The organism is Pseudomonas sp. KB-10, assembly GCF_018221585.1.
In the GTDB taxonomy this organism is placed as follows: Bacteria; Pseudomonadota; Gammaproteobacteria; order Pseudomonadales; family Pseudomonadaceae; genus Aquipseudomonas; species Aquipseudomonas yangonensis.
Genome location: NZ_QYYB01000004.1, coordinates 552,610 through 566,573, shown reverse-complemented (window position 1 = coordinate 566,573; position 13,964 = coordinate 552,610). Strand labels below are relative to the sequence as shown.

The window sequence follows — 13,964 nt, the reverse complement described above, 5'->3', positions numbered from 1 at the left end:
CTGTTCTATGCGGCAAGCCGCGCGCCTCGCGGCACGATCTACTCAGGCACTTCGACGCTGACGTGAATGGCGTCATGGCGCCAGAACTCCAGATCGCAATCGATGATGCGTCCGTGCTGATCGCGGTTGACCCGGGTGATGCGCAGCGCCGGGCTGCCCGGCGCCACCTTGAGGCTGGCCGCAGCTTCGGCATGCAGCGCGGTGGGCACCATGTCGAAGCGCACGCGTCCGTAGTGAATGCCGTACTCGCTGGCGTAGAGATCGGTCAGCGAGCGGGTCAGGTCGAACTCGAGGATACCGGGGAAATAGGCCGGGTTGAGATAGTGCTCGACATACAGCACCAGGCGTCCGTCGATGCGCCGCGCGCGGCATACCTGATAGACACTCGACAGCGCCGGCAACTCCAGCACCTGGCAGATTTGCGCGCTGGCCGGCATCAGCCTGGCGCTCAGCACTTCGGTAGCCGGCACCCGCCCCTGTTCCGCGACCATGGCGTGAAAGTGAGTACGAACCAGCGGGTTGTAGGCGACCCGCGTCGGTGAAACGAACCAGCCGCGGCGCTCCTCCCGATAGACCAGCCCCTGGGCTTCCAGCTGGCCAAGTGCCTCGCGCAGGGTGATGCGCGTGGTATCGAACAACTCGCTGAGCTTGCGCTCGGCCGGCAACTTGCTGCCGGAGGGCAACAGGCCCCGGTCTATCTGCTCCTGCAGGGCACGACAGATGATGGTGACGGCCCGCGGCGCTTCTTCGCGCATCAATATCTCCCCTTTTGGACTAGTCCAGCCCCATGACAGGGCAAAAGCCTTTCGCTAAGACGGGTTACAAGACTAGGCAGTCTAGATGACTGATAGATGACAACTCTGCTGCAAGCACGCCGCATGCCACCGCCATGCTTACTCACAGCCCAGCAAATCAGCCACTTATCCATGGTCTACGCTTGTGAAGCGCACCGGCCCTCTGCACCTGGACATCTGCCACTGGTGGCCGGACATAAAACTGTCATCGAAGGCGCCTAGATTGGCTCGGGTATTGCTGATCTAGACCAACACTCTCACTGCAAAGGAGTTTCCAATGAAACAACTGCTGCTGGCTTCACTGATGGGCTCGGCCATCGCTCTGGCGACCTCCGCCATGGCCGAAGGCACCGACTTGCAGGCCCTGGAAAAGGCCGCACGCGCCGAGGGCGCGGTGAATAGCGTGGGGATGCCCGACAGCTGGGCCAACTGGAAAGACACCTGGGCCGATCTGGCCAAACTATACGGCCTCAAGCACCAGGACACCGACATGAGCTCGGCGCAGGAAATCGCCAAGTTCGCCGCCGAGAAGGAAAACGCCACCGCCGATATCGGTGACGTCGGCGCCGCCTTCGGCCCCATCGCCGTGCAGCAGGGCGTGACCCAGCCTTACAAGCCGAGCACTTGGGAGCAGATTCCGGACTGGGCCAAGGACAAGGACGGCCACTGGATGCTGGCCTACACCGGTTCCATCGCCTTCATCGTCAACAAGCAGCTGGTCAAGGATATTCCACGTTCCTGGGCCGATCTGAAAACCGGTACCTACAAGGTCGCCGCCGGTGACGTCAGCACCGCCGCACAGGCCACCAACGGCGTGCTGGCCGCGGCCATCGCCCTGGGCGGCAACGAGAGCAACATCCAGCCGGCACTGGACCTGTACGCCGACCTGGCCAAGCAGCGCCGCCTGTCGCTGGCCAACCCGACCATCCAGACATTGGAAAAAGGTGAAGTGGAAGTCGGCGTGGTCTGGGACTTCAACGGCCTGTCCTACCGCGACCAGATCGACCCCGAGCGCTTCGAGGTGCTGATCCCGTCCGACGGTTCGGTGATCTCCGGCTACAGCACCATCATCAACAAGTGGGCGAAGAACCCCAACGCCGCCAAGCTGACCCGCGAATACATCTTGAGCGATGCGGGGCAGATCAATCTCGCCAAGGGCCACGCCCGCCCGATTCGCGCCGAGCATATCGACATGCCGGCCGAGGTGCAGGCCAAGCTGCTGCCGCAAGAGCAGTACGCCAAGGTCCAGCCGATCAAGGATGCCGCCGCCTGGGAAGCCACTTCCAAGGCCCTGCCGCGTCTGTGGCAGGAGCACGTGATCATCAATATGAATTGATGCAGCCGCGACACCATTGATCCGTAGCCCGGATGAAATCCGAGGGCGTGTTCAGATAAGAGTGACTGACCACGATCAGTCCCCTCGCCCCTCAGGGGAGAGGGTTAGGGCGGGCCGCGTTCGGAGAGGGGAAAACGGGCGACCTCGCTATGTTCTGCCCTCTCCCCAGGCCCTCTCCACTAGGCGTGCCCCCAATAAATGGGAGAGGGGAGCTGATCGCGCACAGGTTAAGTGAGTAGCGTCAGGGGCAATTGCAGAAAATGCCCCGGATTGCATCCGGGCTACGACCGAACGAGAGAAACCCATGAAACACAACGTCATCCTGGTGGTACTGGATGGCCTGAGCTATCAGGTGGCCCAGCATGCGCTGGGCCACCTGTTGGCTTACTGCCAGGCCGGGCGCGCCGCGCTGTACAAGCTCGACTGCGCACTGCCGGCACTGTCCCGCCCGCTCTACGAATGCATCCTCACCGGCGTGGCGCCCATCGACAGCGGCATCGTGCACAACGATGTGGTACGCCTGTCGAATCAGCGCAGCGTCTTCCACTACGCCCGTGACGCCGGCCTGACGACCGCCGCCGCGGCCTATCATTGGGTCAGCGAGCTGTACAACCGCGCGCCCTTCGTCGCCGCCCGCGACCGCCATACCTTTGAACCGTCGCTGCCGATCCAGCACGGCCACTTCTATTACGCCGACCATTACCCGGACTCGCACCTGTTCGCCGATGCCGAAAGCCTGCGCCGGCTTCACGCGCCGAACCTGCTGCTGGTGCACCCGATGAACATCGACGATGCCGGCCACAAGCACGGCCTCGACAGCCCGCAATACCGCAACGCTGCGCGCATGGCCGACGTGCTGCTGGCCGAGTACATCCAGACCTGGCTCGACGCCGGTTACCAGATCCTGGTGACCGCCGATCACGGTATGAACACCGACCGCAGCCACAACGGCCTGCTGCCGGAAGAACGCGAGGTACCGCTGATCGTCCTCGGCAGCGCCTTCAGCCTCGACCCGGCGGCCCGCCCGCAGCAGACCGAGCTGTGCGGCACCCTCTGCCAGCTGCTCGGCGCGGCCCACGACAAACCCTGGTGCAGGGAGCTGCTCGCATGAAGTCCACCATCTCCAGCAAGGGTTGGGCACTGCTGTGCCTGGTACCCTTCGCCCTGTTCTTCTTCGCCTTCCAGATCGCGCCACTGGCCTGGGTGGCGAGCAACAGCCTGAACACCGCCGAAGGCTGGGGTCTGGGCAATTTCCAGCAGGCGTTTTCCTCGGCGTTCTACCGCCAGGCCATGCGCCACAGTCTGGAGGTCGCCTTCTGGTCGAGCCTGTTCGGCATCGTCGTCGCCATCATCGGCAGTTATTCGCTGCGCCAGGTCAGCAGCCGCCTGCGCGATTTCGTCATGGCGTTTTCCAACATGACCAGCAACTTCTCCGGGGTGCCGCTGGCCTTCGCCTTCATCATCCTGCTCGGCTTCAACGGCGCGCTGACCATCCTGCTCAAGCAGATGGGGGTGATCGAGGACTTCAACCTCTACTCCAAGACCGGCCTGATCGTGCTCTACACCTACTTCCAGATTCCCCTCGGCGTGCTGCTGCTGTACCCGGCCTTCGACGCCCTGCGTGAGGACTGGCGCGAGTCGGCCGAACTGCTTGGCGCCAATACCTGGCAGTTCTGGCGGCATATCGGCCTGCCGGTGCTGACCCCGGCGCTGCTCGGCACCTTCGTCATCCTCCTGGCCAATGCCCTGGGCGCCTACGCCACGGTGTACGCGCTGACCACCGGCAACTTCAACATCCTGCCGATCCGTATCGCGTCGATGGTTTCCGGCGACATCTTCCTTGACCCGAACATGGCCAGCGCGCTGGCGATGGTGCTGGTCGGCATGATGACCCTGATCACCATCGTCCACCAATGGCTGCTGCGCCGGAGCTACCATGTCGCCCGCTGAAAAACGCTCGCCGCTGTTCCACCAACTGGTGGTCTACCTGCTGTTTCTGATCCTGCTGTTGCCGTTGCTCGGCACGCTGGTCTACTCGCTGTCCACCAGCTGGTCGGCGACCATCCTGCCCAACGGCTTCACCTTCAAGTGGTACGTGGCGCTGTGGAGCGATGCGCGCTTTCTCGCTGCCTTCGGCCGCTCGCTGCTGGTGTGCTTCGGCGCCCTGGCGTTGTCGCTGCTGCTGATCCTGCCGCTGCTGTTCGTGGTCAACTACCACTTCCCCAAGCTCGACGCGCTGATGAACGTGCTGATCCTGCTGCCGTTCGCCATTCCGCCGGTGGTGTCCTCGGTGGGCCTGATGCAGCTGTTCGCGGCAGGTCCGCTGCCGATCCTCGGTACGCCGTGGATCCTGATCGGCTGCTACTTCACCATCGCCCTGCCCTTCATGTACCGCGCCATCACCAACAACCTGCAGGCGATCAACCTGCGCGACCTGATGGACGCCGCCCACCTGCTCGGCGCCAGCACCTGGCGCGCGGCCTTCCTGGTGGTGCTGCCGAATCTGCGCAAGGGCCTGATGGTCTCGGTCTTCCTGTCCTTCAGCTTCCTGTTCGGCGAGTTCGTCTTCGCCAACCTGCTGGTGGGCAGCCGCTACGAAACGCTGCAGGTGTACCTGTACAACATGCGCAACGACAGCGGCCATTTCACCAGCGCTCTGGTGATTTCCTATTTCATGTTCGTGCTGCTGATGACCTGGGCGGCCAACCGTCTGAACAAGGACAAGTCATGAGTTACCTGAATATCCGCGGCCTGCATAAAAGCTACGGCGCAACGCCCATCTTCACCGACATCAATATCGAGATCGGCCAGGGCCAGTTCATCACCCTGCTCGGCCCCTCCGGCTGCGGCAAGTCCACCCTGCTGCGCTGCATCGCCGGCCTGACCGCAGTCGATGGCGGGCAGATCCTGCTGGACGGCCAGGACCTGGTGCCGATGCCGCCACAGAAACGCGGTATCGGCATGGTGTTCCAGAGCTATGCGCTGTTCCCCAATATGACCGTGGCGCAGAACGTCGCCTTCGGCCTGCGCATGCAGAAGGTCCCTGCTGCCGAGGCCAGCAAGCGCGTCGCCGAAGTGCTGGAACTGGTGGAGCTCAGCGATTACGCCGGGCGCTATCCGCAGCAGCTCTCCGGCGGCCAGTGCCAGCGCGTGGCACTGGCCCGCTCGCTGGTCACCCGCCCGCGCCTGCTGCTGCTCGACGAACCGCTGTCGGCTCTGGATGCACGCATCCGCAAACACCTGCGCGAACAGATCCGCGCCATCCAGCGCGAGCTGGGCCTGACCACCATCTTCGTCACCCATGATCAGGAAGAGGCGCTGGTCTTGTCCGACCGCATCGTGCTGATGAACGGCGGGCAGATCGTCCAGAGTGGCGATGCCGAAACCCTCTACACCGCCCCGGCCGATGCCTTCGCTGCCGGTTTTATCGGCAACTACAACCTGCTCGATGCCGATGCCGCCAGCCGCCTGCTCGGTCAGCCGATCGGCAGCCGCGTGGCGATTCGCCCGGAAGCGATCCAGATCGGTGGCCCGGGTATCGACGCCACCATCCTCAGCCACAGCCTGCTCGGCAACGTGGTGCGCTACCGGGTCGAGGCCCGCGGTGTGGAGCTGCTGGTGGACGTGCTCAATCGCTCTGCCGCCGACCTGCATCGGGATGGCCAGAGCGTCAGCCTGGCCATCGGCGCCGACGCGATCCGGGAGGTGGCGTGATGGCTCTGGCGATCTTCGATCTCGACGAAACCCTGATCAACGGCGATTGCGCCAGCCTCTGGACCCAGGAAATGGTCAAGCTCGGCTGGGCCGATGGCGAATCCTTCATCGCCCACGAGCAGGAGCTGATGCGCCGATACGCCGCCGGCATCCTGGCCATGGAGGACTACATGACCTTCACCCTGTCGCCGCTGGTCGGCCGCACGCCCGAAGAGGTCGCCCATGTGGTCGAGCCCTTCGTCGAGGACGTGATCGAGCCGATCTTCTACAGCGACGCCAGCCGCACCCTGGCCGCGCACCGCGCCGCTGGCGACCGCCTGCTGGTGATCTCCGCCTCGGCGCATTTCCTGGTCAGCGCCATCGCCGAGCGCTTCGGTATCGACGAGGTCTTGGCCATCGACCTGGAGCTGCAGCACGGCTTCTACAGCGGGCGCACCCAGGGCGTGCTGACCTACCGCGAGGGCAAAGTGATTCGCCTGGAAAGCTGGTTGATCGAACAGGACGAAAGCCTGGCCGGCGCCAGCTTCTATTCCGACTCGCGCAACGATCTGCCGCTGCTGCAACTGGTGGACAAGCCGTTCACCGTCAATCCCGACCCGACCCTGCGCGCCCACGCCGAACAAGCCGGCTGGCCGATCCTCAGCTGGAGCTAAGCGTAGGGCTCATGATGCCTTCGCAAGCCTCGATCAGCGCTGCCGCCAATTCGCGCGCGTAACCGGGCAACTGGTTGCGCGCATGCAGCGCCACCTCCACCGGTGTCACCGGGGCGAAGCCCTCGGCCTCGCCCAGTTCGCGGTGCGCGGAGGTGATCAATCGACGCGGCAGCAGGGTCAGACCCAGGCCACCCTCGGCCGCGGCGCTGACCCCGGGCAGACTGCTGCTGACATAGGCGATGCGCCAGGGTTTGCCCATGGCATCCAGCGCATGGGTCATCTCCAGGCGATACAGGCCGTTGGGCGGAAACACCGCCAGCGGCACCGGATTGCGCGCCAGCACCGGTCGCGCACGACTGTCGAGCCAGGCCAGCGGCTCGGCCCAGCTGGCCAGGCCCTTGGCACTGCCGGCGCGCTGCTTGATCAGCGCCAGATCCAGCTCGCCGGCGTTGAACGCACGCCACACGTCGTGACTGAGGCCACTGGTGATCTCCAGGCGGATACCCGGATGGGCATCGGCGAAATCGGCCAGATAGGGAGTCAGGCTGTTGGCGGCGAAATCGTCCGGCACGCCCAGGCGCACCTCGCCCTCCACCGCACTTTGCCCCAGTGCCAGCATGGCTTCGTCCATCAGCGCGACGATGCGATTGGCGTAACCCAGCAGGCGCTCGCCCTCGGTGGTGGTCACCACGTAGCGGCCGCTGCGGTCGAGCAGCTCGGCGCCAAGCTGCTCCTCCAGACGCCGCACCTGCTGGCTGACGGTGGACTGGGTCAGGTGCAGGCTGGCCGCAGCGCGGGTGAAGCCGCCGGTCTGCACCACGGCGAGAAAACTGCGTAACAGCACGGGATCGAGCATACCGGCACCCATCATGAAATCCACTGGCAGGGATTCTACTATTTAATTTCCGAATCAAGCCGCAAATTCCTATAGTTCATGGGAGACAGTTTTCCGCGCCGGGTCGATCCCGGTGCCTTTCACCCGCCGAGGCAATCTCTCGATGAGCAAATCGCCCTACTACTACGCCCCGCATGGCGGCCATCCCGGTCAGGAGCAACTGCTGACCGATCGCGCCATGTTCACCGAAGCCTATGCCGTGATCCCCAAAGGCGTGATGCGTGACATCGTCACCAGCCACCTGCCGTTCTGGGACAACATGCGCATGTGGGTCATCGCCCGCCCGCTGACCGGCTTCGCCGAAACCTTCTCGCAATACATCGTCGAAGTCGGCCCGAACGGTGGCAGCGACAAGCCCGAACTGGACCCGAGCGCCGAAGGCGTGATCTTCGTCGTCGAAGGCACCTGCGACCTGACCCTGAACGGCACACAGCACGCCCTGCGTCCGGGCAGCTACGCCTTCATCCCGCCAGAAAGCGACTGGTCGCTGCGCAACAACAGCAGCGATGCCGTGCGCTTCCACTGGCTGCGCAAGGCCTATCAACCGGTTGAGGGTGTGCCCTATCCGGAAGCCTTCGTCACCCACGAGCAGGACATCGAGCCGATCGTCATGCCCGGCACCGAAGGCCGCTGGAGCACCACGCGCTTCGTCGAGATCAGCGACATGCGCCATGACATGCACGTCAACATCGTCAACTTCGAGCCGGGCGGCGTGATCCCCTTCGCCGAAACCCATGTCATGGAACACGGCCTGTACGTGCTCGAAGGCAAGGCGGTGTATCGCCTGAATCAGGACTGGGTCGAAGTCGAAGCCGGCGACTTTATGTGGCTGCGCGCCTTCTGCCCGCAGGCCTGCTACGCCGGCGGCCCGGGCCGCTTCCGCTACCTGCTGTACAAGGATGTGAACCGCCAGATGCCGCTGACCCTGGGAGGTCTGAAGCGCTGAGGTAGCCCGCCAAAACTCTAACGCCGTGCTCTTCGCAGAGCGCGGCGTTTTTCGTTTCAACGCGGCGAACCTCGCACCAAGGTTACTCGCCCGATGCCAGATCCTTGCTATGGCGCCGATGCGCACCGAACACCGACTTCGGCGCCTGGCCGAAGAATGCGGAAAATGCCGCACTGAAGTTGTTCGGGTAGCGATAGCCAACGCGGTATGCCACCTGCGCCACCTGGTGTCCGCTCTCCAGCAGGACATGGGCCTTGCGCATGCGCATTTCGTGGAGCATGCGGTGGGGCGTGGTGTTGAAGCGGTAGTGGAAACCTTCCTTGAGCTTGAATTCGTTCAGCCCCACCGCCGCGCACAGGTAGGCGATGGTCAGTGGCTGGTCGATCTGCTCGATCATCAGATCGCGGGCGCGCTCCAGCTTCTCGATGTCCTGGGTACTGAATTGCAGCGCCTTAGGCGTTGCCGGACAGAGCAGATTGAGCTGCTCGGAAAGCAGGCTGAGCGTGTGGATATGCATGTCCAGCGCTGCGATGCGCTGAGGGTCGTTGAGATACCGCTGCAGGGCTCCGGCATGGGCGCTGCTGGCCCCGCTGGTCTTGCGAAAGGCCAGCTGGCGGATATGCCCCGAGCCCAGCAACGTCCCGGCACGCTCCGCGCCCAGATACCTGATCAGGGTGTTCTCGCCCACCAGCAGCCGTAGTTGGGAAACCGTCGTGCCGGCTTCGTAGCAGCGTTCCCCCTGGCTGCCATGGAAAGCGGTGACGGTGGTGAAGCCGGCACGGAAACACAGCGTATCGCCATTGCGTGCCTTGTAGCCGGACTGCCCCTGCAAGCCCAGGGTGATCACCAGCATGTGGCGGTCATGAGGGTCGACCGTTTCCTCGATCAGGTCGCGGGTCGGATGGTAGCGCGAGCGAACCACCAACAAGTCGTGATCCAGCACGAAACGCTCCGAGTAGCAGTCGCCCAACTCCTCCGGCAGTTGCTGACGCTCCCAGCCGGAGGTTTCCCGGCGCACAAGCCGTGCCTGACTCATCGCTAATCGATGCGGCTGGGATATCCGTTGAACAGCAGTCATGGGTCCTTCCTCCGGTTCGCATACGGGAAAATTCTGAAATCATATCAATCTAGATGATACGCATTCCTATCTATCTGTAGCATTCGTATTACATCAAAAGCACGCCTTTGCGGCAGGTATCCGCCCTGCCCGCAGGCGCGCTTGCCATCTTTTCGTTCGAGAGGGAGAAATGCGGGAAATGAGTATCCGCTGGGGGGGCGTCATACTGGGGGGCTTACTGATGCCAACGCTGGCGCTGGCTACAGAACAACAACGACTGCCAGATATGACCGTTACCGCCAACAAGATCGAACAGGATCTGCAGGACGTACCGGCCAGCGTGTCGGTGGTGCAGGGCGAAGCCTTGCGCGACGCCGGGGCCGACGACCTGCAGGCGCTGGCCCGGCGCACGCCGAACTTCGTCTTCCAGCCATTCGGCCAGTCCGGTACCAACGTACCGGTGATGCGCGGCATCAGCTCCAGTGCCACAGCGTTCTCCTCCTCCGTGCTGATGCTGGTCGATGGCGTACCCTCCCTGATGGGCCAGGGCTTCGACCACAACCTGCTGGCGCTGGAGCGAGTGGAAATCCTCCGTGGCCCGCAATCGACCCTGTACGGGCGCAACGCAGAGGCCGGCGTGATGCACCTGCACACCCGCCCCATCGACGACGCGCCCTACGCGCGGGTCGATGCCACCCTGGGCAACCGCGACAAGCGCGTGCTGCGCTTCGACCTGAGCCAGGCGCTGGTGGCCGATACGCTGTACGGCGGCATCGCCGGCGAATGGCTCGAACAGGACGGCTTCATCGACAACGCCTACCGTGGCCGCGACGAGGATGATCGCGAGCGCCACAACGGCCGCGCCGTGCTGCGCTGGACACCCGCATCAGCGACCAGCGCCACCTTGCGCTACAGCCGCCAGGACTACCGCGATGGCGGCTCGCAGTGGGGCGCGGCCGGCTCGTCGCACCGCGAGGTGCGCTCCGGCACCCGCAGCTGGAACCATTCCAGCGGCCGTAGCCTGTCGCTGGATATCGAGCATGAGCTGGATTCCGGCCTGCGCCTGCGCTCGATCACGGCACGCAACGACTTCTATGATCGCGTGCGCCAGGACACCGACTTCCTGCCGATCGACACCCTGCACCTCGAACGCGACTACCACCTGAGTACCCTGTCCCAGGAACTGCGCCTGGAAGGCGAAGGGGCCGAGAGTCAGTGGCTCGTCGGCCTCTATGCCGATCGCGACGACCACTCGCTGGATTATCGCCAGAAGCTGCCCATGGCCATGACCCGCACCCAGGTGGATCTGGGCGGCAACACCGCCGCCCTGTTCGGCCAGTGGACGCAGGCGCTGACCTCGCACTGGTCCCTGACCCTGGGCGCGCGGCTGGAGCGCAACGAGGTCAGCCTGTCGCCCCGTGACAGCGGCAACCGCAGCGACCAGTGGCAGCGCTTCACCCCCAAGCTGGCCCTGCAATACGCTTGGAGCGATGACACCCAGGCCTATGCCAGCTATTCGCAAGGCTTCCGTGCTGGCGGCTTCAATGCCTTCTCCGCCTCGGCCGGCTACCCGGCGTACGACCCGGAGCAGGTCGACGCCTATGAACTCGGCATCAAGGGCTGGGCCGCGGAACGTCGCCTGCGCTATTCGGCCGCCCTCTACTGGATGCAGATCAGCGACATGCAGGTGCAGCAGATCGTGCAGCCCGGCATGGTCTACATCACCAATGCCGCCGAGGCTCGCAGCAGCGGCCTGGAACTAGAGGCCGACTACCTGCTCGGCGAGCACTGGCAGCTCCAGGCCTCGCTTGGCATCAACCGCACGCGCTTCGAGCGCTTTCAGGACGGCAGCGCCGACTACCAAGGCAACCACGCCCCCTTCGCGCCCGACCTGACCAGCTACCTGGGCCTGCGCTACGACGCCGACGCCGGCTGGTTCGCCCAGGCCGGGATAAGCGGCGTGGGTCGCACCTATCTCGATTCGGCCAACCGTTACGGCCGCGCCGGCTACGCCCTGCTCGACCTGAGCGCCGGCTATGAGTTCGAGCACCTGGGCCTGAGCGCCTACGTAGAAAACGCCACCGACAAGCGCTACGACGCGGTCGGTTACCTCAACGGCATGGCACGCGTGTACAGCGAGCCACGCGAGATCGGCCTACGCCTGAGCTATCGACTATGACCCCACACACCAACGCCACCGGTGGCCACCCGCTGCAACCCTACTGGGACCTGGCCCTGGCCTCGGTCCAGGCCGACGCCATGCGCGTGGCTCTGGAACTGAAGCTGTTCCGCCTGCTCGCCGAACCCATGCCGGCCGGCATCGTGGCCGAGCGCCTGCGCCTGCACCCGAGCAACACCGAGCATCTGCTGGAAATACTCTGGAGCATGCGCCTGCTGGATCGTCAGGAAGCCGCAACGCCTGCGCAATGCTGGCGCTACCAGGCCTCCTGGCTGGCGAGCCGCTACCTGGATCACGAGTCGAAGCAGCATTGCGGCGACGCCTGGAGCCTGCGCCTGCAGGCGCTGCGCCACTTCGGCAAGAATCTGGACGAACAGCTACGCACCGGCGAAGCGAGCACCGCCCCCCGACTCGCCGGCACCGCGGCCAACTGGCAGGCGGCAGCGCGCCTGCAGATCGCCCAGGAGCAACGGGCGGCAACGGCCGAGGCGGCGCTGGCGGTGTTCTCGCAACTGCCCGAATTCCACCGCGCCCAACGCCTGCTCGACCTGGGCGGCGGCCCCGGGCTGGTGGCCATCGCCCTGGCCAAGGCCAACCCGAACTTGCGCGGCGAGGTGTTCGACCTGCCAGAGACCATCAGCGTGGCCGAAGAGAACATCCACGCGGCCGGCCTCGGCGGGCGTCTGCGGGGCCGCAGCGGCGACCTGATCCGCGACCCGATCGGCGAGGGCTATGACCTGATCTGGTGCTCCTCCGTGCTGCATTTCGTGCCCGATATCGACCAGGCCCTGGGCAAGATCCACGCCGCGTTGCGCCCAGGCGGCGTGCTGGTCTGCGCCCAGGCGGAAATTCCCGACAGCCAGGACGCGGCGCGGCAGATGCTCTCCTACTACCTGTCCATGCGCATGCTCGGGCGCCAGTTGACCCACACCGGAGGCCTGCGCCAGGCCATGCAGCGGGCCGGTTTCAGCGCCTTGCAGACGCAGCGCGAGGTGCCCTTCCCGGTAACCCCGGTCACCGCCGTGATCGGCCGCAGGAGCCTGCAATGAACATGCACCTGCTCGGGCGCCAGGCGCTGTTCGGCTGGCTCAACTTCGTCCTGGCGGTGCCGAGCATCTACCTGTTGCTCGGCATGCCGCTGGTGATGCGCCAGCACGGTTGGTCGGGCACCGAGATCGGCCTGTTCCAGCTGGCCGGGCTGCCGGCGGTGTTCAAGTTCCTGCTGGCGCTGCCGGTGGAGCGCTGGCGCTTCGCCGGCGCGCATTACAGAAGCTGGGCACTGCTGCTGAGCCTGGGGCTGGCGGCGGTTCTGCTGCTGGCAGGCCGCGAGGCACTGCTCGACAGGCATGGCCTGTTCTTCGCCCTGACACTGCTGGCCGGGGTGCTGGCGACCTGGGCTGACATTCCGGTCAACGCCCTGGCGATCAAGCTTCTGCCGGAAAGCCAACGCGTGCGCGCCGGGGCGATCCGCTCGGCGGCGCTGTTTCTGGCCGCCATCGTCGGTGGCGGCCTGATGCTGCTGGTGCACGCGCACTGGGGCTGGCAGGCGCCCTTCGTGCTGATGGCCGGCGCCCTGCTGCTGGGCGCGCTGTTGCTGCCGTTGCTGGGCGAAGGTGCGCCGCAAGGCCAGGCAGACGCTGCGCAGAGCAGGCACGAGCCGAACTGGCGCGGCTACTTCGAGCAACCCGGGGCAGCACTGTGGACCTGCCTGCTGCTGTCCTGCTTTCCCTTCATTGGCGCCAGTTGGCTGTACCTCAAGCCCCTGCTGCTCGATCAGGGTATGCCGGCCACCCAGGTGGCCTGGGTGGCCGGGGTCGGCGGCGGCGTGGTCGGTGCCCTGGCCAGCGTGCTGGGCGGGCGCCTGTTGCGCCGGCTCGGGGTGGCCCGGGCCATGCCGCTGTTCACCGGTTTCGCCCTCTTCGCCCTGGCCGGCCTGACCGCCGTGCTCTGGAGCCAGGCCGGCACGCTCGGGCTGATCATCGGCGCAACGCTGGTGGCCGCGGCCATGGGCGCGATCTCCGCCATGGTCTTCGGCCTGATGATGTATTTCACCCGCCACCAGCGCCAAGCCGTCGATTACGGCCTGCAGGCCAGCCTGTTCGTCGTCTCGCGCCTGGCGGTGCCGGTGGCCGCCGGCGTGCTCCTGGATCGCCTGGGCTACACCGGCATGCTGCTCGGCCTGACCTCGGCGATGCTCGGCGTCCATGTCCTAGCTATGCTCGCCGGCCAACCGTTGGCACGCATAACCAAAGGCGAATCAGAAACGACCTAGCCTGTACATTCGAGAGGAGGTCACCAGCGGCTGTTGCGCCAGATAAACAGGCAATTTTCTTTGCAGAGCTCGCAGGTCCGCCAAACGGAAAAAGGCCGCCCCTAGGGGCGGCCTTTTC

General features: G+C 65.1%; 13 protein-coding genes. 10 read left to right on the top strand and 3 right to left on the bottom strand.

Features of this window, described 5'->3' with window-relative positions:
- Positions 1 to 38 precede the first annotated feature (38 nt).
- Entirely contained in the window at positions 39 to 755 is a 717-nt protein-coding gene (locus tag DXK50_RS14525) for a UTRA domain-containing protein (RefSeq protein WP_212630786.1), read from the bottom strand.
- A gap of 316 nt (positions 756 to 1,071) precedes the next feature.
- Between DXK50_RS14525 and DXK50_RS14520 the strand changes: the two genes are divergently transcribed.
- From DXK50_RS14520 to DXK50_RS14495, 6 genes are all read left to right on the top strand, one after another.
- The gene (locus tag DXK50_RS14520) at positions 1,072 to 2,130 is read left to right on the top strand and encodes an ABC transporter substrate-binding protein (RefSeq protein ID WP_024307313.1); all 1,059 of its coding nucleotides are present in this window, start codon (positions 1,072 to 1,074) and stop codon (positions 2,128 to 2,130) included.
- Positions 2,131 to 2,434: 304 nt separating this feature from the next.
- A complete protein-coding gene (locus DXK50_RS14515) occupies positions 2,435 to 3,241 on the top strand; it encodes an alkaline phosphatase family protein (protein ID WP_212630785.1) in 807 nt (268 codons plus the stop codon).
- Positions 3,238 to 4,080 carry an ABC transporter permease gene (locus tag DXK50_RS14510; protein ID WP_212630784.1) on the top strand — a complete coding sequence of 281 codons (843 nt, stop codon included), beginning with the start codon at positions 3,238 to 3,240 and terminating at the stop codon, positions 4,078 to 4,080. Before DXK50_RS14515 ends, DXK50_RS14510 begins: the two co-directional genes overlap by 4 nt.
- A complete protein-coding gene (locus DXK50_RS14505; protein ID WP_161864489.1) occupies positions 4,067 to 4,861 on the top strand; it encodes an ABC transporter permease in 795 nt (264 codons plus the stop codon). The genes DXK50_RS14510 and DXK50_RS14505 overlap by 14 nt, the downstream gene beginning before the upstream one ends.
- Positions 4,858 to 5,844: an ABC transporter ATP-binding protein gene (locus tag DXK50_RS14500; protein WP_212630783.1), complete on the top strand. Its 987-nt coding sequence runs from the start codon at positions 4,858 to 4,860 to the stop codon at positions 5,842 to 5,844. Before DXK50_RS14505 ends, DXK50_RS14500 begins: the two co-directional genes overlap by 4 nt.
- A complete protein-coding gene (locus DXK50_RS14495; RefSeq protein ID WP_161864491.1) occupies positions 5,844 to 6,497 on the top strand; it encodes an HAD family hydrolase in 654 nt (217 codons plus the stop codon). Before DXK50_RS14500 ends, DXK50_RS14495 begins: the two co-directional genes overlap by 1 nt.
- Here the strand turns inward: DXK50_RS14495 and DXK50_RS14490 are convergent.
- Complete coding sequence (locus DXK50_RS14490; RefSeq protein ID WP_212630822.1) at positions 6,484 to 7,353, bottom strand: LysR substrate-binding domain-containing protein; 870 nt, start codon at positions 7,351 to 7,353, stop codon at positions 6,484 to 6,486. The two genes, DXK50_RS14495 and DXK50_RS14490, sit on opposite strands and share 14 nt — an antisense overlap.
- 142 nt (positions 7,354 to 7,495) lie before the next feature.
- Between DXK50_RS14490 and DXK50_RS14485 the strand changes: the two genes are divergently transcribed.
- Complete coding sequence (locus DXK50_RS14485; RefSeq protein ID WP_212630782.1) at positions 7,496 to 8,338, top strand: bifunctional allantoicase/(S)-ureidoglycine aminohydrolase; 843 nt, start codon at positions 7,496 to 7,498, stop codon at positions 8,336 to 8,338.
- Positions 8,339 to 8,420: 82 nt separating this feature from the next.
- Here DXK50_RS14485 and DXK50_RS14480 read toward each other — a convergent pair whose 3' ends face one another.
- Positions 8,421 to 9,416 (bottom strand): helix-turn-helix transcriptional regulator, encoded by a 996-nt coding sequence (locus DXK50_RS14480; RefSeq protein ID WP_212630781.1) that lies wholly within the window; start codon positions 9,414 to 9,416, stop codon positions 8,421 to 8,423.
- 265 nt (positions 9,417 to 9,681) lie between these two features.
- Between DXK50_RS14480 and DXK50_RS14475 the strand changes: the two genes are divergently transcribed.
- The 3 genes from DXK50_RS14475 to DXK50_RS14465 are packed head-to-tail and all read left to right on the top strand — an operon-like array spanning position 9,682 to position 13,846.
- Entirely contained in the window at positions 9,682 to 11,574 is a 1,893-nt protein-coding gene (locus DXK50_RS14475; protein ID WP_249186836.1) for a TonB-dependent receptor, read from the top strand.
- A complete protein-coding gene (locus DXK50_RS14470; protein ID WP_212630779.1) occupies positions 11,571 to 12,623 on the top strand; it encodes a methyltransferase in 1,053 nt (350 codons plus the stop codon). The genes DXK50_RS14475 and DXK50_RS14470 overlap by 4 nt, the downstream gene beginning before the upstream one ends.
- Entirely contained in the window at positions 12,620 to 13,846 is a 1,227-nt protein-coding gene (locus DXK50_RS14465; RefSeq protein WP_212630778.1) for an MFS transporter, read from the top strand. Before DXK50_RS14470 ends, DXK50_RS14465 begins: the two co-directional genes overlap by 4 nt.
- Positions 13,847 to 13,964: the final 118 nt, after the last annotated feature.

Bases quoted from the DNA above. Each gene is read 5' to 3' on its own strand.
- DXK50_RS14520 (WP_024307313.1), top strand. From the start codon at position 1,072: ATGAAACAACTGCTGCTGGCTTCACTGATGGGCTCGGCCATCGCTCTG.
- DXK50_RS14470 (WP_212630779.1), top strand. From the start codon at position 11,571: ATGACCCCACACACCAACGCCACCGGTGGCCACCCGCTGCAACCCTAC.
- DXK50_RS14500 (WP_212630783.1), top strand. From the start codon at position 4,858: ATGAGTTACCTGAATATCCGCGGCCTGCATAAAAGCTACGGCGCAACG.
- DXK50_RS14505 (WP_161864489.1), top strand. From the start codon at position 4,067: ATGTCGCCCGCTGAAAAACGCTCGCCGCTGTTCCACCAACTGGTGGTC.
- DXK50_RS14510 (WP_212630784.1), top strand. From the start codon at position 3,238: ATGAAGTCCACCATCTCCAGCAAGGGTTGGGCACTGCTGTGCCTGGTA.
- DXK50_RS14490 (WP_212630822.1), bottom strand. From the start codon at position 7,353: ATGCTCGATCCCGTGCTGTTACGCAGTTTTCTCGCCGTGGTGCAGACC.
- DXK50_RS14465 (WP_212630778.1), top strand. From the start codon at position 12,620: ATGAACATGCACCTGCTCGGGCGCCAGGCGCTGTTCGGCTGGCTCAAC.
- DXK50_RS14475 (WP_249186836.1), top strand. From the start codon at position 9,682: ATGACCGTTACCGCCAACAAGATCGAACAGGATCTGCAGGACGTACCG.
- DXK50_RS14525 (WP_212630786.1), bottom strand. From the start codon at position 755: ATGCGCGAAGAAGCGCCGCGGGCCGTCACCATCATCTGTCGTGCCCTG.
- DXK50_RS14515 (WP_212630785.1), top strand. From the start codon at position 2,435: ATGAAACACAACGTCATCCTGGTGGTACTGGATGGCCTGAGCTATCAG.
- DXK50_RS14495 (WP_161864491.1), top strand. From the start codon at position 5,844: ATGGCTCTGGCGATCTTCGATCTCGACGAAACCCTGATCAACGGCGAT.
- DXK50_RS14480 (WP_212630781.1), bottom strand. From the start codon at position 9,416: ATGACTGCTGTTCAACGGATATCCCAGCCGCATCGATTAGCGATGAGT.
- DXK50_RS14485 (WP_212630782.1), top strand. From the start codon at position 7,496: ATGAGCAAATCGCCCTACTACTACGCCCCGCATGGCGGCCATCCCGGT.